The following is a 21,146-nucleotide window of genomic DNA, read 5'->3' as shown; positions in this document are numbered from 1 at the left end:
AGGCGACATTTGCACAATATGCTCTTTTCTCAAAAGATTTCCTCTAATATCATTACGCTTATCTTGTTCATCAGGCCAAGCTTAATTTTGAATATATTTGCAGAGCATATTGCGTCGTTGCATAACAATAGGGTACTATCCTTGTTTGCCAAATATAGAACTATTTTGGTACTATATTTATAATATATAGGTAAAAAGTTAATTGAACCGAATTTTCGTCTCTAATTAAGACTTATTCAGTACTAGATTATTCGATTTTGAGGTGTTATGCTGCGCATCAGCAAGTTGGCCGATTATGGAACAGTAGTGATGGTTTATCTCGCAAGGCACGGGCAAGAATTGTGTAATGCTCGTGATATCGCATTACATACTCATTTAACTGTACCTACGGTAAGTAAAATTTTAAAACGTTTAACCAGTGCAGGTTTGTTAACTTCAGTACGCGGAGTGACTGGAGGATACCGATTGCGACGGCCTGCAACTGAAATTTCTGTGTCGCAAATAATTTTTGCATTTGAAGAGCATCGTGGTTTCACAGAATGCAGTTTGCAACCTAATGATTGTTCGTTACAAGGTGTGTGTACGATTCAGGGTAATTGGCGATTAATTAGCCAAGCAATTGAAACAGCCCTGGATAGTGTGAGTTTGGCTAGTTTGGCGAAACCTACTTTGCAAGCACACGATGTGGAGCGAGTTCGACAATTGGCAAGTGGAGTTAATCGTGGCTAAAAGCAGTGAGCAAATTAATTCTCTGCTCGATAGAGAATACCAGCATGGGTTTACCACCGACATTGAAGTAGATACTTTTGAGCCAGGCTTGGATGAAGACGTCATTCGACGTTTATCAGCAATTAAAGGCGAGCCAGAATTTTTGCTTGAATGGCGTTTAAAGGCCTACAGGCATTGGTTAACCATGTCACATCCTACATGGTCCAGTGTGCATTACCCACCCGTGGATTACCAGGCTATTTCCTATTATTCAGCACCTAAACAGAAAAAAAGATGCTCCTAAAAGTTTGGATGAGGTCGATCCTGAGCTACTGAGAACCTATGAGAAATTAGGTATCCCTTTAAGGGAACAAGAAATGCTGGCCGGTGTTGCGGTAGATGCTGTCTTTGATAGCGTTTCTGTAGCAACTACGTTTAAAGAAAAATTAGCTGAAAAAGGTGTCATTTTTTGCCCAATCTCTGAAGCAGTACACAAATATCCAGAATTGCTCATGCAATATTTGGGTTCAGTAGTGCCTTATCGCGATAATTTTTATGCTGCTTTGAATTCGGCTGTTTTTAGTGATGGTTCTTTTGTTTATGTCCCCAAAGGGGTGCGTTGTCCAATGGAATTATCTACTTATTTTCGCATTAATGCAGCCTCTACAGGACAATTTGAGCGTACTCTAATCATTGCCGATGCAGACAGTTACGTCTCTTATCTTGAAGGCTGTACTGCGCCTATGCGTGATGAGAATCAATTACACGCTGCGGTGGTGGAGTTAGTGGCTTTGGATGGAGCACAAATTAAATATTCCACAGTCCAGAATTGGTATCCAGGGGATAAGGAAGGAAAAGGCGGCATTTATAACTTTGTGACCAAACGTGGCGCCTGTCGCGGCAAGCGCTCTAAAATTTCCTGGACGCAAATTGAAACCGGCTCAGCAATTACCTGGAAATATCCCAGTGTGATTTTACAAGGTGATGATTCTGTTGGTGAATTTTATTCAGTTGCTTTAACCAATAACTATCAACAAGCGGATACCGGCACTAAAATGATTCATATTGGTAAAAACACGCGTTCAACCATTATTGCCAAAGGAATCAGTGCCGGACATGCGCATAATGCTTATCGTGGTTTGGTTCGTATTGCACCCACAGCGACCAATGCGCGCAATTATACTCAATGTGATTCCATGCTTATGGGCTCTGAATGTTCCGCACATACTTTTCCCTATATAGAGGTCAAAAACCCTACGGCACAAGTAGAGCATGAGGCAACGACTTCGAAGATCAGTGAAGAACAATTATTTTATTGTCAGCAACGTGGAATCGACACCGAAGATGCTGTTTCAATGATTGTAAATGGTTTTTGTAAGCAGGTATTGAAAGAATTACCTATGGAATTTGCGGTGGAAGCAACGAAATTGCTAGGTCTGAGTTTAGAAGGGGCAGTAGGTTAATATGTTAGAAATTAAAGACTTAAGTGTTGAAATAAATGATCAAGCTATTTTAAAAGGCATTAATCTTCAGGTAAAGGCGGGTGAAGTTCATGCCATTATGGGACCTAATGGTTCAGGAAAAAGTACTCTGTCTAAGGTATTGGCCGGCCATCCTTCTTATCATATGACTGGTGGAGAAATAAGCTATTTAGGCCAGGATTTAGCTCCTTTATCTCCCGAGGAAAGAGCGCGTGCCGGTATATTTCTATCTTTTCAGTACCCTGTAGAAATACCTGGCGTAACGAACGTCAATTTTCTCAAGGCTTCCGTTAATGCAGTACGTAAAGGCCAGGGAAAAAACACATTAGATGCTATTGAGTTTCTGACCTTCATTCGAGAGAAATGTCAGTTATTGGAAATGGATGAAAGTTTTTTATACCGCAGCATTAATGAAGGGTTTTCTGGTGGCGAAAAAAAGCGCAATGAAATTTTACAGATGGCTGCCTTAGAACCAAAGCTTGCTATTTTGGATGAGACCGACTCAGGGTTGGATATCGATGCATTGCGGATTATTTCCCATGGTGTTAACGCCATGCGTTCACCAGAGCGCTCCATTATTTTAGTAACGCATTATCAGCGTTTGCTGGATTATATTGAGCCAGATTTTATTCATGTGCTGGTCAATGGTCGTATTATTATGTCCGGTGATAAAACATTAGCACTTGAATTAGAGAAAAAAGGGTACAGTTGGCTTGAGGAAACGGTGTAGTGATGAGCGAGATCTTGGATTTTTACCAACAACGAGCAAAGGTCAGTTTTTCTACTTTGCCTTGGCTTGCCCAATTGCAAACTCAAGCATTAAGTGATTTGAGTCAGCAGGGCTTTCCAACGCGCCATGATGAAAATTGGAAATATACTTCTGTGGATGCCTTGTTAAATCAAGCCTTTATGCGTTCTGATGCTGCTGAGCCTTCTAAAGATTCAGTGGATAGTGCATACGATAAAGCACGGTCTTCTGATTTACCAATAAAGCAGAATTTATTGATCCTTAACGGACTTATTTCTGGTGAACAGCAGCTTGCGCAAGCGTTACCGAAAGGAGTATTGGTACTTCCTTTAACCGTAGCGTTAACCCAGCATCCGGAGCTGTTGAAGCCTTATTTGGGGACGATTTTAAAGCAAGAACATGGTTTTCATTTTTTAAATACCGCCATGATTCATTGTGGGGTGGTGATTTACATTCCCGCAGGAGTCGTTATTGAAGAGCCGATTGCTTTAACGCATATACAAAATCGTATGGATCAAGCGGTATATCTGCGACATTTGATTATTGCTGAGGCAAACAGCCAGGCTACGATTATTGAAGATTATCAAGGTTTGGCAGATTGTTGCTATTTGACCAATAAGGTCACTGAGGTTGTCGTAGGTTCTGGTGCAAAACTAAACCATTGCACCATTCAAAGAGAGAGTAAATCTGCTTTTCACGTGGGTCATTTATCCGTCAAACAATTAGCAGGTAGTGAGTTTGCGAATCATTCTCTAAGCCTCGGCGGCCAATGGGTACGGTCCGACATTAGTTTGTATTTGCAAGAAGAAAAAGCGCATTCCTTAATGAACGGAATATATGCTCCTGCAGAAGGGCAACATGTGGACCATCATACAACAGTGGAGCATTTGGTGCCTTATTGCAGCAGTGAACAGGATTATAAAGGGATTCTTATGGGACGTTCGCGTGCGGTATTTAATGGTAAAGTAATTGTTGCTCAAGAAGCACAGCATACGGATGCCAAACAGCAAAATAAAAATCTTTTACTTTCAGCTAATGCAGAAGTGGATACCAAACCGCAATTAGAAATTTTTGCTGATGATGTATTGTGTTCTCATGGTGCAACGGTTGGACAATTGGATGAGGAAGCATTATTTTATTTGGCAACCCGCGGAATTGATCGACTTGAAGCATCACACTATTTAATCCATGCGTTTGCCAGTGATAATCTGCGGCTTATTCCCCATCGTCAATTGGCGGACTACATGGGGCATTTATTAACACAACAGTTGGGGTAAACTCAATGGACGCTTTGGATATTCATGCAATTCGTAACGATTTCCCTGTACTCAACCAAAAAATAAATGATTTTGATTTAGTTTATTTTGATAATGCGGCAACGACTCAAAAGCCTAAGGCAGTGATTGAGGCTATTTCTCGTTATTATGAGCACGATAATTCGAATATCCACCGCGGTGTTCATACCTTAAGTGCCAGAGCCACAGAGCATTATGAAGCCGCTCGTTCCAAAGTAAAGCGCTTTATCAATGCCAACTCCCCAAATGAATGTATCTTTGTTCGCGGCACAACCGAAGCAATTAACTTGGTTGCGCAAAGTTTGGTTGCACCGCGTATTCTACCGGATGAAGAAATTTTAATTACCCATATGGAACATCATTCCAATATTGTTCCTTGGCAGATGGTGTGCAAAAAAACAGGGGCAAAACTGCAAGTTGTGCCTATTTCTCTGGATGGTGAAATTTTATTAGAAGAGTTTGCCAAAAAATTAAATAAAAATACTAAGTTTGTTGCGATTGCTCATGCTTCTAATGCCTTGGGTACTGTTAATCCAGTAAAAGAAATGATTAAGATGGCCCATGACTATGGTGCTGAAGTATTACTAGATGGTGCGCAAGCTATTCCTCATTTGCCTGTAGATGTGCAAGATTTGGGATGTGATTTTTATGCATTCTCAGGGCATAAATTATATGGTCCTACGGGTATTGGTGTTTTATGGGGTAAAGAAGAGCTCTTGAATGCCATGTCTCCTTATCAGGGAGGAGGCGAGATGATTAATTACGTGACCTTTGATGCAACAGAATATGCGGCTATTCCGCATAAATTTGAAGCAGGCACGCCGAATATTGCGGGTGTCATTGGGTTAGGCGCCGCTATAGATTATTTAGAATCTTTGGATATGGAAGCAATTATCGCTTATGAGACACAGTTACTAGACTATGCAACTGCTGGGGTTCGGTCTGTGGGCGGATTTAATATAATTGGAACTGCTCAGCAAAAAGTACCGGTTGTTTCTTTTGTGCATGGAACAATCCATGCTCATGATGTGGGTACTATTTTAGATAGCGAAGGAATTGCAGTACGCAGCGGCCATCATTGTGCTATGCCATTAATGGATTTTTACAATGTTGCTGCTACGTCACGAATTTCCTTGTCCTTTTATAACACTAGAGAGGAAATTGATCGATGCATCAAAGTATTGCATCGAGTTAAAGAGGTATTTGCATGAGTGCTGAACTGCGTGAGCTTTATCAGGAAATCATTATCGATCACAATCGCAATCCACGTCATCATTATGAGATGAAAGATGCAACGGTGCAGGCGAATGGTTTTAATCCTTTATGCGGTGATAAATTAACGGTTTATGCCAAAATCGAAGAAGATTTGATCACTGAGTTAAGTTTCTTAGGATGTGGTTGCGCTATATCCCAAGCCTCGGCTTCCTTGATGACCGATTCTTTAAAAGGGAAAACCATAGAAGAGGCGCATGAACTGTTTCATCGTTTTCATCATATGTTGACACAAAATGAAGAGGGACAGTTGCTTCAGATGGACAAGTTAATGGTTCTTGCAGGAGTGAAGGCTTATCCAGCCCGGGTAAAATGCGCTACTTTGGCTTGGCATACATTAGAAGCGGCATTGAATAAAGACAGTAATGTAGTGAAAACGGAATAGGGTTGGTTTTTATCGCATCATCCCTCGCGGCGCTCGAGGTGATGTGGGAACTGGCAAAATAGAAACTGGCCTTGGGTTATCCAAAATATAAGCAGGTACTTTATGTTTGGTTTTAAGAAAAAACAAGATTCAGAATTGCTGAAAGAGGCCATTACTAATGCGCTTAGGGAAATTTATGACCCTGAAATTCCTGTTAATATTTATGATTTGGGTTTAATTTATGATATATCCATTGACGACGAAGCCCATGTTACCATTCAAATGACTTTAACCACTCCTGGTTGTCCTGTTGCTCAAACTTTTCCGGGAACAGTAGAACAAGCAGTCAATAAAGTTGACGGGGTTCGTGATTGTACTGTGGAGTTAGTCTGGGAGCCGCCTTGGACCCAGGAGAGAATGACTGAAGCAGCACGTCTTGAATTGGGAATTTTTTATTAAATGTGGCAACCTTCAGCATCCATTGAGTATTTGCGCCAACGGGCAGAACTATTAACAAAAATACGGCATTTCTTTACTGAACGCGGTTATTGGGAAGTTGAGACGCCAATTATGGCCCGTTATGGCACAACGGATGTCTATCTCAGTAATATCAAAGCAAGGTTTCGTGATGAAACCTATTGCTTACAAACTTCCCCTGAATACCATATGAAACGTTTGCTTGCGGCAGGAAGTGGTTCTATTTTTCAAATAGCGCGGGTATTTCGCGACGATGAATTAGGCCGCTGGCATAATCCAGAATTTACTTTGTTAGAATGGTACCAACTAGGTATTGATCATCATGCATTGATGGATGAAATGGATCTGTTTCTGCAAATGGTGATGCATTCTAAATCCATGATCAGAAAAACCTATCAACACGCTTTTCTTGAAGCGTGCGATGTGGATCCATTTACCGCAACAATCCCACAACTTCGTCAAACATTGGTGCGCTTTGATTTGGATAATGTATTACCTGCTCAGGAAGAGGATAGAGATCAATATCTGTTTTTACTGATGAGTCATGTTGTAGAGCCCTGTTTAGGAAAAGAAAATGCGCCAGTTGCTGTGTATAATTTTCCAGCATCACAAGCTGCTTTAGCAAAAATTAATGATGGAGTTGCAGAACGTTTTGAGGTCTATTACCAAGGAGTGGAATTAGCGAATGGCTTTCATGAGTTGACTGATGCTGATGCTCAGGCAAAACGCTTTGTTGAAGACCAAAAGCTAAGAAGTGAAAAAGGTCTTCCCTCCGTAGCCGCAGATCACTATCTTTTGCAGGCTTTAAAACATGGATTGCCTTCATGCAGCGGCGTGGCTTTAGGTGTTGACCGGTTAGTGGCTTTAGCCCTAAAACAACCGGAGATTGCTAAAATTATTTCTTTTGATTTCACTAGAGCCTAGTGTTAGTCGGCTCCTTCCAGTTTTTCTTCCTCATTTATAAAACATCTTGATGTTTCAAAATCAATAAAAAGTATTGCTCAGTCTATATAACTCAAACAATGGTCTAATATTAACCATATAGCGTTGTTTTTGGTAGTAGATCATGATACGAACCGAGGATGTTTTTAAATCTGATTTTAAAGGCCCTATAGTTTTGCATATGATTGATCAGGAAGGCTATGGTGATGTTTCTCTGGCAATGAAAATTGCTAAATTTCTCATGAATAAGTACCCTGATGCCCCTATTTACGTTTTGGGTAAAAAAGAATCGATTCAAAAAGTACACCAGATTGAACCGAATCTTCTTGAGCAATGTCCTCAAATTCAAATGGTTGACTCGTCTAATCAACACAAAGTAGACCAGGTATGTCACAACGCAAAACTTGCAGTAGAAACTGCGATTTTTGATAATTCATTGAAGCATTATTATAAAAATAACAATTGCCCCAAAATTTTTGTGGGAGAATACGGTCTTTATAAGCAGACAGAATATGAATCACCAATAATTTGTTTAAGTGGAAATGTCGGAGTAGGTGATGGTTATCCTGGGATTTTAATTGAAGACGATTTAAAAAAATTCTCGCATTTAGATCCCACTAAGAAACGTGAGGCACGAAGTAAAATCCTCAGCGAACTCGATCCACCCCTAAAAAAACAAGTGTTTGGTAAGTCGCCTGAAGATTCATCTTTTCTTAGTAAAAATAATTTTGCCTTTTCTTACTATAATTTTCCCAAATCTTATAAAAGAGCTGCGACGGTATTTGCAGCGAGCAATGAACAAGGGAAACATGCGAATTATTTTATAAGTGCCTCAAGCAAGAATGGGAAGGATAAGATGGTCTTCTCCATGCTTGAAGAACCGGACTTCCTAGATAAGTTAAAAAAATTGGGATATGGCAAGCTTGTTTTCTTCACCGGAGACTCTGAAAATCCACATAAAGAGATTATTTTAGATGAGACAAATCCTAATGGTAGGGAATTTAGAGCATTCCAAAGAGATCGATTTATCCATGATACAACCTTAGATTTGATGCGCCTCTCTGATTTATGTGGAGTGGCTGGCGATCAATCCCTAACCGAAGCCCATTCGCTAGGTGCTGTTCCAATTCCAGAGGAATGGTATTGTCAGCTTTCAATAATAGGACAAATCGCAAAAACCTATTATAATCATAATGTTATGGGAGGTGTTTTTAATAATACTTGGGGACATCATACATCTATTGATCAATGGGCTGATGCTGGGAAAGAATTACGAGTACGCCGCTCAGAAGTGGAAACGGTGCTCACTAAGTTTCAAGAAGAGGCGAATCTTTATAATGCACTCGATTATAGGCTCAATTTAGAATTGGATGGTCCACACCAAAAAAAGGTCGAACAATACAATCAACAGTTTATTAAAGCACTGGCAGAGCATCAAAAAACGCTAAAAAAAGATAAAGCCGATGCATTCAATATAGCTACTGAAATAGCAGCTTATTATGCTAAGTGGCAACCAGGCGAAATGCTGACGATGGGTAAGATAGTTGATACGATGCGTGCCTATGAAGGTAAAAGACTAGCCCATATTGACACCATTCATTACGTGATGGTTCAAAAGAAGTATCATGATTTAGTCAGTAGCGAACGCAGTGGCAGCTTTATAAAAAGAAATATTACTCATAAGCCTTCTCATAATGAACAATTATTTAAACACCTGCAATCCATACATCAACAGCATTTTTTTTCAGGCGCAAGTAATGTGCAAGCAAAAAATAGCATGCTGAAAGAGAGGTTATCTGACATATGTCATCCGCTTACAGATGAGGAGCTTGAACGGGCATTAAAATATTTAGCCAATTTGGAGATATTGGAACTGGGGCAGCAAGTAGGCTTTGCTTCGCAAAATAAAGATAAAACTCTGAGCGAAGCCTATCACCTTATCGAAAAAATAATACCGTGTGAGCAAGAAAAGCCAATAGGAGAAAATAAGAAGTTTGCTATTTTCTTTCAGACGAATTATGCGACGGATGAAGTCTATCGAGTAACGCTTTCAAAAGAGCAAATTCAAGCGTTTGCAGAGAAACAAAAAGTATTGCAACCTAGTGAAGCGTTCAACTGCTAAAAGCAAGGACAATTTAGAACCAAAACACGAATAGGATCGAATTGTTTCTGTAGAAATGGTTTTTATCAATCATTGAAGTCCATTTCATAATAAGCAGGATCTGCTTGTGTATAATGATTATTTTCTGTGGTTAATTTTATCGTTAAACCGTGACACTCTTTCTCTGAGATGCAAAGCGTCACGCGCAAGGAGCATAAACCCGATTTTATTTCATCGGCAGGCAAGACAGCACATAAACCTCCTTTAGTTTTTACCGCATCAGGGTTTTTAACTGAAAACAAAGGGAGGTAATTTTGACAATCTTTACTTGTTTCGACGGTCGATGAATAAAGTGATGTTTTATTGGTATTGATTTTGATTACGGAGATTAAATCACTTTTTTTTGTGTATAAATTTTCCAATGCCTGTTGGCAATAATCTGTTTCAGCGAAAACAGTACTAAACGCAAGAGAAGAAAGGAACGATAAAATAAATTTAGTCATGAGGGATAAGAGGGTTTTGAGTAAGGATATTTTAATTATATTGGAGAATTTTGTTTGTTAGATAGTTATTTGTTTCGAAACCCCCACCCGACGCAACGCGTCGGGTGGTGGATTATTCGCGACATATCGACTTGCTTTCGGCCAGGATGGAATAGACTTCATTGTCGCCGATGACGAGATGATCAAGTAAACGCGCATCAACTAATTCCAAGGCTTCACGGATACGTTCCGTTACAACGATATCCTGATGACTGGGATCAGATAAGCCTGAGGGGTGGTTGTGGGCAAGAATCAGTGCCGCTGCATTGAGTTGAAGAACACGTTCTATGATGGGTCTTGGATGAATTGTTGCCGTATTGATGGTCCCAGAAAAAAGTTCCTCATAGGCAATGATGCGATGTTGATTATCGAGAAACAAAGCGGCAAAAGTTTCATATTTATAATCGCGCAAACGTTTTTTTAAATAGGCGTAGGTTTGTTTGCTGTTCGTGATGGGTGTATCTTTTTGTAATTGAATGAAGTCACTGCGCCGACATATTTCCTTGACTGCTTGCAATTGGGCATAGCGAACCTCTCCTAAACCAGGTATTTGCTGGAAAGATTGTTTATCGGCGTTAAGAATCGCTCGTAAATCGCCCATGTGCTTGAGGAGCTCAAAAGCGAGTTGTACACAGGATTTTTTACTATTGCCAGAGCTGATAAAGACAGCGAGTAATTCAGTATCTGAAAGACTTTGTACACCATGGGTGAGCAGTTTTTCACGCAAGTTCAACTGCCGTGTTGATTGGACAACCGTCATTTTTCTATTCCTTTATTGCGAAGTTTATGCTTTGATCGGAGCTATTCTTATCAAAAAAGACCAGTCATGCAAGATTTTATTGGCAAAAAAATTCTTCTTGGAGTATGTGGTGGGGTAGCTGCCTATAAATCAGCCTACCTGATTCGAGAGTTAACTCGAGCCGGCGCTGAAGTACAGGTAGTGATGACCCAATCAGCTCAGGAGTTTGTTAGCCCTTTGTTAATGCAAGCTTTATCAGGCAATAGCGCACGTACAGAATTATTTGATGCCGAGGCAGAACGCGCTATGGGACACATTGAGCTAGCGCGTTGGGCAGATTATTTAGTTATTGTGCCTGCTTCTGCAAATATTCTTGCCAAAATGGCTCAGGGTATTGCGGATGATTTACTTTCTACTTTGTACCTCGTAGCAGAAGTCCCTGTCATTGTTTGTCCGGCGATGAATCATAGTATGTGGGCTCATCCAGCAACCCAAGCCAATTGCACGATTTTGCGGGAAAGAGGGGCAATTTTTGTTGGTCCTGAAGAAGGTTCGCAAGCGTGTGGCGAGCAAGGTTTTGGACGTGTGAGTGAAGTGGAACACATCATGAGTGCATTACGTTTGTCTGAGGTGCACCAGTTACTGGCGGGAAAAAAAGTACTTGTCACCGCTGGACCTACTCGTGAACCGCTGGATCCAGTGCGCTATATCAGCAATTACAGCTCCGGAAAGATGGGGTACGCTATGGCAGAGGCCGCTGCTATGGCCGGCGCACAAGTTACTTTAATTAGTGGACCAACTTCTTTACAGGCTTCGGCTGGAATTAAGCGAATTCAGGTTGAATCCGCACAAGAGATGCTTGATGCCGTAATGCAAGAAATGCCTACAGATGGTATATTTATAGGAACAGCTGCTGTTGCAGATTATCGGGTTGAGTCGCCTGCATCAGAAAAAATGAAGAAAAAAAGCCATGAGGAAATGACGCTTAAATTGATAAAAAATCCCGATATTCTCAGTCGTGTTGCCGATTCAGCCCGGGCTTCTTGCGTGGTTGGATTTGCTGCTGAAACCACGGATGTCGTGCATTACGCCACGGAAAAGCTACAACGTAAAAAATTGGATATGATTGTGGCTAACTCAGTAGGAAAAGGACTTGGATTTGATAGTGAAGTGAATCAAGTCATTATCATTACAAAAAACAAGCAAATCGAATTGCCCTTAACCCATAAAACACGGTTAGCAGGACAAATTATTGCAATCATTGCTGCAACTCTGCAAAATGATGCGCATTAAGATTAATAGGAAAAATTATGACCCAAGCAATTCAACTAAAAATTCTGGATGCACGAATCGGCGATACCATCCCATTACCTACCTATGCGACCCATGGTGCAGCTGGATTAGACTTGCGAGTTTGTATTAATGAACCCATTCAAATTGCCCCGCAAGAAACCGTATTATTGCCTACAGGATTATCAATTTATATTGCTGATCCTAAATTAGCCGCAGTGATTTTACCTCGTTCAGGCTTGGGACATAAAAATGGTATTGTTTTAGGTAATTTAGTAGGGTTAATTGATTCGGACTATCAAGGTGAGCTTAAGATTTCTTGTTGGAATAGAGGCATTGAGCATTTCACCGTAAATCCAGGAGAGCGTATCGCTCAATTAGTTTTTATTCCGGTTGTGCAAGCCGCTTTTGAAATAGTGGACTCGTTTACTGAAACCTCCAGAGGTGAAGGTGGATTTGGCAGTTCAGGGAGACATTAAATGAAATATCAGCAAAAACAAGTTTCTCGTTCTGTGTTTCGTGCCTATGATATTCGCGGCATCATCGGACAAGAATTGGATGAGAATGCTTTTTATAGTATTGGACTTGCCCTGGCTTGTCATTTGCATGACTTAAAACGGCAACAAATTTTTTTGGCACGTGATGGTCGTCTTACCAGTTTGGCAATGGCTTCCGCTTTAAAGCAAGGACTATTGGATAGTGGGATTGATGTATTTGATTTAGGTGCGGTACCAACACCAGTGATGTATTTTGCAATTCATACTCAAGAAATTGATTGTGGTTTGATGGTAACAGGAAGCCATAATCCAGCAAATTACAATGGAATTAAAATGGTCTTATTAGGTAAGACCTTGATGCAAAAAGACATTGATATCTTGTATCACTTGGTTCTTGAACGGAAGCGAATTGTCGGTCAAGGTCAAGATGTGGCATTTGATGTGTTGCCTAAATACAAGCAGCGTATTTTAAGTGATATAAAAATTAAACGTCCATTAAAAGTGGTGGTCGATTGCGGTAATGGTATTGCTGGCCCTATTATTCCCGAAGTGCTCAGTCAATTAGGTTGTGAGGTGGTAGCTCTTTATTGTGATGTCGATGGTCACTTTCCCAATCATCATCCTGATCCAACAATAGAGTCTAATTTAGCTGATTTAAAAGCCGCAGTGGCAGCGCATCAAGCGGATATAGGTTTAGCTTTTGATGGGGATGCAGATCGATTGGGATTAATTACCAATAAAGGTGAGATGATTTGGCCTGATCGGTTGATGATGCTCTATGTACGTGAATTATTAAGCCGTCTTCCCGGAGCGACTATAGTTTTTGATGTGAAATGTTCAAGCCATTTAGAATCGGTAATCAAAGAGGCTGGTGGACTACCCAAAATGTGTCCCACAGGCCATTCCATCGTAAAACACGTGATGAAAGAAGAAGGTGCTGCTCTGGCAGGTGAAATGAGTGGGCATTTATTTTTCAAAGATCGTTGGTATGGATTTGATGACGCACTCTACAGTGCTTGTCGTTTGCTCGAAATCATTAGTGCTGCGGATCTAACGGTAAGTGAACAATTTGAATCGATTCCTAATAGTATTAATACTCCTGAACTGAAAATCGCTATAGCAGACGATGAGAAGTTTCAATTTATGAAACGCTTTAATGAAATGGCAGAGTTTCCTAAGGCACGAGTTATTGCAATTGATGGTTTACGTGTTGAGTTCGATAAAGGTTGGGGCCTATTGCGTGCTTCCAACACAACTCCTTGTCTCGTTGCTCGCTTTGAAGCAGAAGATGAAGATAATTTGGAGCACATTCAACAATTATTTAAGAAACAAATGCATTTATTGAATGATAAGCTGGAGTTGCCATTTTAATGCGTACTGTCGCCTGGGTGTAGTATCGTCCGGATTGGCATTGCGTAATCCGGGAGCTTATATGCCCGGGTTTAAAGAACTTATCGTCCTCAATAAAACACTTAATTTTTTATTGAAAAGTTTTACAAAAAAGAACACACTAAAAAAGCGAGTGTCATGATGATTTTTTTACTATGATAAATGGAGTTTACGGTTGGAACATCTAAAGTCTTTCAATACTCCCCAAACGTCTGATGGTGTAGATGTGAATCGAACAGGTAGGTCCGTTGTAACTATCGGACTTGGTTGTCAATTGACCATTGCCTCCTCTCAAACATTAGCGCATTATTCATCAGCGGTGGCCTTACCACCACAGGCGATGGAGGCAATAGAGGCTTCATATCAATATTTAAAAGTACATGTTGATTCGAGAGTTCCTATTTATGGTGTGAATACAAACTTTGGTGATCAGGTTCGTTATATCGATGCTGCACTCAAAGATACGGACACATTAGATTATTATGAATCCATTAATGAACGACAAGAAAACATTATTCGTTCACTTTCTTGCGGTTTAGGTACTGTAGTTTCACCTCACATTGTGCGTGTCACGATGATGTTGCGGGCTCATTGCTTGGCGCAAGGGTATTCAGGTGTTCATCCTGAATTGATCAATTCACTTTTAGATTTTCTCAATGCGGGTATTACTCCCGTTGTCCGTTGTTATGGATCTATTGGTGCTAGTGGCGATCTCATTCCTCTTTCTATGATTGCAGCAGCGTTGATTGGAGAGCCTGTCGCAGTCACTTATCAGGATAAAGTGATGTTAGCCCCTGAGGCCATTCAATTAGCTGGTCTCAAAGCGTATAAACCGGTGATGCGTGATGGGCTTGCTTTGATTAATGGCACATCATTTATGACGGCAATTGCCAGTTTGGCAGTTTATGATTTGCATCATTTATTTAAATACATGTTAGCAGCTGTTGCGATGACCTTAGAGTCTTTACTCGTAATTAGTAGCGCGTATCATCCAATGGTACACCAACTGAAAAAGCAGAAGGGAGAAATTGAAATCAATCAATTTTTCATCGATTTCTGGGAAGGCAGTCAATTATTGACGGATTTAGATGAGTTACGGACCAATGATTATACCTATAAACCCGTACAAGATTATTATTCTATTCGCTCAGTTCCTCAAGGATTTGGTCCTTTTCAAGAGAATTTGGAACGTGCCATTCAGTGGGTAGAAAGTGAAATGAATTCCGTTAATGATAATCCGGTTATTGATGTTGCTGCGAATAATATTCATCATAGTGCTAATTTTATGGGTTATTATGTTACTGATGCCTGTGATATTTTGAAAATGAATATCGCTCAAGCCTCGACGTGGATGCATGCATTGCTCGCCAATTTAGTCCATCCGCGTAAAAATCATGATTTACCGGTGAATTTAGTACCTAATCCAGAAAAACACAACGGGTTCCGTTCCATGCAGCTGCTGTCTGCGGCGCTTGCAGTACAGAATCGCAAATTGGCCCAGTCACATCAGGCATATACTTTACCGACAGAGGGTGATAATCAGGATGTGAACAGCTTGGGAACACATGCCGCTTTTGATTTGCAAGAGTCAGTTGCCAATTTGGAGCGTCTAACCGCTATTTTGCTGCTTGCGGCAACCCAGGCACTTGAATTGCGGGGTATCGAAAAGGCAAGTAAAAAAGCTCAATCCATTTACCACAAGGTTCGTCATTATTCACCAAAAATAGAGCATTGCAGACCCATGTCGGAAGAGATTGAGCTAATGATTAATTTATTAAAGGATGGCAAAATATAAAGGTAATAGCTCAGAGCTCTTTATTGATAGTTACTCGGACGGTTGGATTCTCTCAATATGGGTAATTGAGCCGTTCTTTGATAGGCGCTGAGCACTTACATATAAAGGAGCAAAACGTGCGCCAATTGTCCCAATTTTCCCTAGCGATTTCTGTTTTCTGTCTTTCTTCACCCGTTTCGGCACATTCCGATTTTAGTTTGCCTTTTGTTAATACCGCGGGCTTGGGGGTCGCTTATGCAGATTGGGCAACTGCTGATAGTGATGCAAGTACGGCTTATACGAATCCGGCAGGACTGGTGAAGCTGCGTCATCAACAAATAGTGGGTAATTTATTAGGTATCACAGGGACAGCACGTTTTACAGGGACTTCAGTTACTCCTCCCTCCCCATCTCCATTTCCATTTCCGATAGTTCAATCTGGGGTAGCGCGCAGTCAAATTAAAGCGTTCATGCCTTCATTTTATTATGCTGCTCCTGTTAATCAGCGCATTACATTGGGTTTTAACTTTACGACACCATTCGCCTTAGGTACGAATTATGGCTCTTCACGCTCCTCCATTGCCCGTTATGCATCCACGCGTTCCCAGGTGGTGGGGATTGATGTAGGTCCAAGTGTGGGTGTGAAGCTAACAGATCGTTTTTCTCTAGGCGCGGGATTTGATGCACTTCATTTGGCATTTACACTCAATAATATGTATGGTCCACCTATTTCTTTTCCTTTCGATTCACGACTTGAGAATCATTTAAGTGGCTGGGGATACGGTGGGCATGGTGGTTTGTTATTTGACTTGTCATCGGCAACCCGGATTGGGTTAAGTTACTACTCAAAAATCTCCATTACGACTAATGGACACAGTACTGTTCATGTACCTTTCGGAGGCGTCTTCAGAACAAATCAACAAGAAACCAAAGCCGCTTTGCCTGCTCGAGCCCAACTGAGTGTGCAACATGATTTTACCCAACGATGGACGGGAATGGCCACAGTATTTTACACCAATTGGAGAACATTTAATCAAATAACAATGGAGCATACCGAAACTCCTTTTGGAGTAACACTTCCAGTAACCATTCCCTTCAATTACCACAATTGTTTTGATTATGCAGTCGGTGCCACGTTTAAAACAACCGAAAAATTGTTATTACGAGGCGGGATTCAATTTATGAGTACTCCTTCAAATGATCACGATCGAGGCATTGCAGATCCGGTAGGAAGTGCAACTATCCTGGCTGTGGGAGCCCATTTTCAACCTACTGAGAATTTAGGCTATGATGTGGGTGTTGGTCATTCATTTTTTAACCAAATTCCGGTGAATCTCATTACTCCGGTGACCTCCCTTAAAGGACATAACAACACGCAAACAACTGTAATTGGTGGACAAATTACCTGGAGTTTTGCATGACGTTTCTGTCGATCACTGTTGGTTTTAGCAAAAACCGTAGCATTTGTGGTCAAAAGGGCGCGCTTAGCAAAGCTCTTTTTTTTTCCACAAGTTCAAAAAAAGCCATCTATAATTATAGGGAATTCATGATTATCCCAAATTCAATGATTGAGAGTGGTGGTATATGTCGCAAGATTCTGCTGGTAATAGCCCAACCGATACAATTATTTCCAAACTGTTGCTAAATTATCAAAACACTCCGCAAAAACCAGCCTATCGGTTGTTAAGCAAGGATAAAGAGCTCAACGTCATAACCTATGAAGAACTGATCGCTAGAGTCTTTCATTTAGCATACCAAATTCAACAAAACGCAAATCCCAAAGATCGAATCATTTTATGTGCCCAGCCCGGAATAGATTTTATCGTAGGATTTTTTGCTTGTTTGGCTACTGGGACAATCGCGGTGCCTTTAGTACCACCGTTTAATAAAATGATGGCCAATCGATTTTTACATATTATCGAGAATGTTCAGCCCCAATTAATTCTTTTTGATGTAATGACTTCTAGAGGTCTCAACATCGCGCAAAAAATAAATCGTTTTATTCCCAATAGATTAAAATCTTTTGTTGGCTTATCAGATAAGCATGAGCAGTTGTTTAAGACATTGAGAACCATGGAAATTAACATGTTGATTATTGCTCATGATATAAAAATTGATATAACGAAGATCAAACCCTATTCAGTTCTTTGTGATGATGTAGCCTTTATCCAATATACCTCGGGCTCTACTGCTGAACCAAAAGGTGTTTTAGTCAGTCATGGTAATCTGGTGGATAACTCGGAAATTATTAAGTATGCCTGCCAGACGAGCGACAATACTATTTGCTATTCCTGGTTACCTCCTTATCATGATATGGGTTTAATTGCGGGTGTTATTCAGCCAATTTACGTGGGCGGGACTTCTGTACTATTACCCACTTTAGATTTTATAGCAAAACCATCCCGATGGATGGAGGGGATCTCAAAATATCGGTGCACGCTAACTGGTGGCCCTAACTTTGCTTATGAATTATGCGCCTCAAAAGTAACTAAGGAACATATTGCAACATTGGACTTAAGTTGTCTGCAAGTAGCTGCCAATGGAGCAGAGCCCATTAATCCTAAAACGATGGATTTTTTCTATTCCACTTTTGCTTCAGCTGGTCTGAAAAAGAACGTTTTATTACCTTGTTATGGCCTGGCCGAATCCACTGTAATGACATCAAGTAAATTCGCGCTTTCAGAGGAAATCAGACTTTCTGTCAACTCGGAGCAATTAAAACAGAATAGGGTTGACATTAACCCGAGTGATGGTCCTTCTACTTGCCTTGAAAGTAGTGGAACCCCTCTGATGCCATTAAAAATCGTGAATCCAGAATTATTGACCGAATGTGGTGAATTAGAGATTGGCGAGATTTGGATTCAAGGTAAATCGGTTGCCAAAGGTTATTATAATAATCCAGAAGAAACAGCGAAAACCTTTCATGCGCATTTAGATAATGATCCCTCGAATGAAAACTACTTGCGAAGTGGTGATCTCGGATTTTTATACCAAGGTGAGCTTTTCGTTTGCGGAAGAATAAAAGATATGATCATTATTCGTGGTCAAAATTATTATCCTCAAGACATCGAGTTATCCGTTTTTCATGCAGATCCTGCCATACGAAAAGGATGTGTCATTGCCTATGCTGATCAAGTCGAAGATGAAGAAATTTTAGTAGTGGTTGCCGAGTTAAAGCCTAAAACCTCGCCACAAACCTATCCTGAGATCATTGAACATATCAATCAAAGACTGAGCCAAGACAGTCATATTACGGCTAAGGCCATCCATTTAGTACCTGCTAAATCGATTCCTAAAACAAGCAGTGGTAAGTTACAACGTAGACGTTGTAAACAATTAATCCAAGAACATCATTTGCAGCCTCTTTATCGTTTTATTGCCTCTGAAATGCAAGATAGGTTGGAAGTTGGTGAGGATGAGGTGAATGCAGTTAAAAATCCAAGTCAGTGGTTCGAGGGATTTAACCAGTTGACTAAGGATGAGCAGCGATTGGCAATAAAAGATATGGTATTAACATCAGTTGCTCATTACATCCATATAGAAGACACCCCCATTGACTTGAGTAAAGGATTTTTTGACTTAGGTCTTGATTCAATTAATGCCGTAGAATTAATTAATTTGTTACAGACAAAATTAGGCAATGCGTTAATCTTGGAGAGTTCGTTATTATTTAATTTCCCCAACATTCAGGCAGTAATTGATTATATGTACGAGGAGTTGAGCTCTAAAAAAGAAGAGCCTCAACGATCAACGCTGGAGCATTCAAAAAACCTTAGACCGCCATTGCAGGAAGAGATAGCTGTTATTGGCATGAGCTGCCAGTTTCCAGGGGCTAAGGACATCGATGAATTTTGGCAACTTTTGGCGGATGGAAAAGATGGGGTACGAGAGATTCCCAAAGAGCGTTGGTTCTCTGAATATTACAGCAATCGATCCCCTGAGGCGTTGAATTCCTTACCTCCACTAAAAGGAGGCTGTATTGATGGGATAACTGAGTTTGATGCGGGTTTTTTCTCCATTTCACCTCGTGAGGCCTTGCTCTTAGATCCCCAACAACGCCTGTTATTAACCAACGCATGGCGAGCGTTAGAGAATGCCGCATGCGATCCGCACCAATTGCGTGGTAGTAGTACTGGGGTGTTTATTGGAATTTCGAGTCACGATTATGAACATATCATTTTTAGCCATAAAGAATTAATTATTCACCCTCACGTCGCAACGGGTAATGCCGCAAGTTCCGCTTCAGGACGACTGTCTTATACCTTAGGGCTTCAGGGCCCAAGTATGGCCATAGATACAGCGTGCTCCTCGTCATTGGTTGCTCTTCATCAGGCGTGTTTGTCCTTACGTAATCAAGAATGTGGGCTCGCCATCGTTGGTGGAGTGAATGCGCTCTTGTCTCTCGATCTCACCCTCAATTTAAGAAAAGCGGGGATGTTATCACCTGATGGGGCATGTAAGACGTTTGATGCAAATGCAAATGGTTATGTTCGCGGTGAAGGATGTGGCGTGGTCATATTAAAACCTTTATCTGCAGCGCAAAGGGATAATGATCGAGTTTTAGCGGTTATCAAAGCATCCGGGATTAATCAGGATGGTGCGAGTAGTGGTTTAACAGTACCTAATGGTGCTGCGCAAAAATCATTATTACAGTCTGTTTTGATTAAATCGGGATTAAAATCGAATGACATTGATTATATCGAGTGCCATGGAACAGGAACTTCTTTAGGGGATCCTATCGAGATCGGCGCAATAGGCCAGGTCTATGGTCAACATAGGGAATTGAATCATCCCTTGTATTTGGGAGCGGTAAAGACCAACATTGGTCACTTGGAAGCTGCGGCGGGTATCGCCGGCCTTATCAAAACTATTTTGGCCTTACAGCATGAGCAAATTCCAGCGAATCTTCATTTTAAGATGCTTAACCCGCATATTCGTTTAAACTTTCCTGCAGAAGTTATGGCCGTGAAGAAGCCGTGGGTACGAGGCCAAAATTCTCGTCGGGCTGCTATCAGCTCTTTTGGCTTTAATGGGACTAATGCTCATGTGATCATTGAAGAGTCAGCTCAAGACAATAAAAAAGAACCGATTGAGTTACCTGCAACACCACTTTTTGTTTTATCCGCAAAAACGGAGAACTCGTTGCAGTCTTTGATAGGTGCATATAAGGATTATTTGAAAACCACTAAGGATTCATTAGCCGATATATGCTACACGGCAGCCACAGGCCGTAGTCATTTCGAATGGCGGATAGCCATTTATGCTCATAGCAAGGAGGAGTTGATTGAGAAATTAAGTCAAACCATAGCCGTAGAAAGTACGTTGACTGAAGAAATCGTTATTGGTGGCGATCTAAAAAGTGCTTATTTAAATGGCAAACACGTTGATTGGGCCGCGAATTATGCCCCCTATATTCATGGATTATCAAAAGTCAGCTTACCGACCTATTGCTTTGAGAAGAACCATTATTGGTTGACGTAATTTACCCAGATGACGCGGCGCTAATCCGGGTTACAAAGCAACTCAG

16 protein-coding genes and 1 pseudogene are annotated in these 21,146 nt (G+C 40.9%); 15 read left to right on the top strand and 2 right to left on the bottom strand.

Annotated elements, in window-relative coordinates:
* The first annotated feature begins 267 nt into the window (after positions 1-267).
* The 9 genes and pseudogenes from EL022_RS00825 to EL022_RS00785 all read left to right on the top strand — a co-directional run bounded on the left by EL022_RS00825 (position 268) and on the right by EL022_RS00785 (position 9,409).
* Positions 268-729: an SUF system Fe-S cluster assembly regulator gene (locus tag EL022_RS00825; protein WP_028380799.1), complete on the top strand. Its 462-nt coding sequence runs from the start codon at positions 268-270 to the stop codon at positions 727-729.
* A pseudogene (gene sufB, locus EL022_RS00820) lies at positions 722-2,171 on the top strand (Fe-S cluster assembly protein SufB). Before EL022_RS00825 ends, sufB begins: the two are co-directional and overlap by 8 nt.
* 1 nt (position 2,172) lies before the next feature.
* Complete coding sequence (sufC, locus tag EL022_RS00815) at positions 2,173-2,919, top strand: Fe-S cluster assembly ATPase SufC (protein ID WP_028380801.1); 747 nt, start codon at positions 2,173-2,175, stop codon at positions 2,917-2,919.
* Positions 2,920-2,921: 2 nt separating this feature from the next.
* Complete coding sequence (gene sufD, locus EL022_RS00810) at positions 2,922-4,214, top strand: Fe-S cluster assembly protein SufD (protein ID WP_028380802.1); 1,293 nt, start codon at positions 2,922-2,924, stop codon at positions 4,212-4,214.
* Between the two features lie 5 nt (positions 4,215-4,219).
* Positions 4,220-5,443, top strand: coding sequence for a cysteine desulfurase (locus EL022_RS00805; protein ID WP_028380803.1), 1,224 nt, complete (start codon positions 4,220-4,222; stop codon positions 5,441-5,443).
* Complete coding sequence (gene sufU, locus EL022_RS00800; RefSeq protein ID WP_028380804.1) at positions 5,440-5,889, top strand: Fe-S cluster assembly sulfur transfer protein SufU; 450 nt, start codon at positions 5,440-5,442, stop codon at positions 5,887-5,889. The genes EL022_RS00805 and sufU overlap by 4 nt, the downstream gene beginning before the upstream one ends.
* Before the next feature lie 102 nt (positions 5,890-5,991).
* Complete coding sequence (locus EL022_RS00795) at positions 5,992-6,327, top strand: SUF system Fe-S cluster assembly protein (protein ID WP_028380805.1); 336 nt, start codon at positions 5,992-5,994, stop codon at positions 6,325-6,327.
* Positions 6,328-7,269 carry an elongation factor P--(R)-beta-lysine ligase gene (epmA, locus tag EL022_RS00790; RefSeq protein ID WP_028380806.1) on the top strand — a complete coding sequence of 314 codons (942 nt, stop codon included), beginning with the start codon at positions 6,328-6,330 and terminating at the stop codon, positions 7,267-7,269. It abuts the gene before it with no gap.
* A 142-nt stretch (positions 7,270-7,411) separates the two neighbouring features.
* Positions 7,412-9,409, top strand: coding sequence for a hypothetical protein (locus tag EL022_RS00785; RefSeq protein ID WP_028380807.1), 1,998 nt, complete (start codon positions 7,412-7,414; stop codon positions 9,407-9,409).
* Positions 9,410-9,474: 65 nt separating this feature from the next.
* Here EL022_RS00785 and EL022_RS00780 read toward each other — a convergent pair whose 3' ends face one another.
* Both EL022_RS00780 and radC read right to left on the bottom strand, forming a co-directional pair.
* A complete protein-coding gene (locus EL022_RS00780; protein WP_028380808.1) occupies positions 9,475-9,891 on the bottom strand; it encodes a hypothetical protein in 417 nt (138 codons plus the stop codon).
* A gap of 112 nt (positions 9,892-10,003) precedes the next feature.
* Entirely contained in the window at positions 10,004-10,690 is a 687-nt protein-coding gene (radC, locus tag EL022_RS00775) for a RadC family protein (protein ID WP_028380809.1), read from the bottom strand.
* A gap of 66 nt (positions 10,691-10,756) precedes the next feature.
* Here radC and coaBC point away from each other — a divergent pair, with 66 nt between their 5' ends.
* From coaBC to EL022_RS00745, 6 genes are all read left to right on the top strand, one after another.
* Positions 10,757-11,962: a bifunctional phosphopantothenoylcysteine decarboxylase/phosphopantothenate--cysteine ligase CoaBC gene (gene coaBC, locus EL022_RS00770; protein ID WP_028380810.1), complete on the top strand. Its 1,206-nt coding sequence runs from the start codon at positions 10,757-10,759 to the stop codon at positions 11,960-11,962.
* 17 nt (positions 11,963-11,979) lie between these two features.
* Positions 11,980-12,438 (top strand): dUTP diphosphatase, encoded by a 459-nt coding sequence (dut, locus tag EL022_RS00765; RefSeq protein ID WP_028380811.1) that lies wholly within the window; start codon positions 11,980-11,982, stop codon positions 12,436-12,438.
* Complete coding sequence (locus tag EL022_RS00760; protein WP_028380812.1) at positions 12,439-13,827, top strand: phosphomannomutase/phosphoglucomutase; 1,389 nt, start codon at positions 12,439-12,441, stop codon at positions 13,825-13,827.
* A gap of 193 nt (positions 13,828-14,020) precedes the next feature.
* Positions 14,021-15,640 carry an HAL/PAL/TAL family ammonia-lyase gene (locus EL022_RS00755; RefSeq protein WP_028380813.1) on the top strand — a complete coding sequence of 540 codons (1,620 nt, stop codon included), beginning with the start codon at positions 14,021-14,023 and terminating at the stop codon, positions 15,638-15,640.
* Between the two features lie 116 nt (positions 15,641-15,756).
* Entirely contained in the window at positions 15,757-17,040 is a 1,284-nt protein-coding gene (locus EL022_RS00750; protein WP_028380814.1) for an OmpP1/FadL family transporter, read from the top strand.
* 163 nt (positions 17,041-17,203) lie between these two features.
* Positions 17,204-21,100: a beta-ketoacyl synthase N-terminal-like domain-containing protein gene (locus EL022_RS00745; RefSeq protein ID WP_051544433.1), complete on the top strand. Its 3,897-nt coding sequence runs from the start codon at positions 17,204-17,206 to the stop codon at positions 21,098-21,100.
* The last annotated feature ends 46 nt before the right edge of the window (positions 21,101-21,146 follow it).

It is taken from the genome of Legionella cherrii (assembly GCF_900635815.1).
Classification (GTDB): domain Bacteria; phylum Pseudomonadota; class Gammaproteobacteria; order Legionellales; family Legionellaceae; genus Legionella; species Legionella cherrii.
This window is presented reverse-complemented; position numbering and strand designations above follow the sequence as displayed.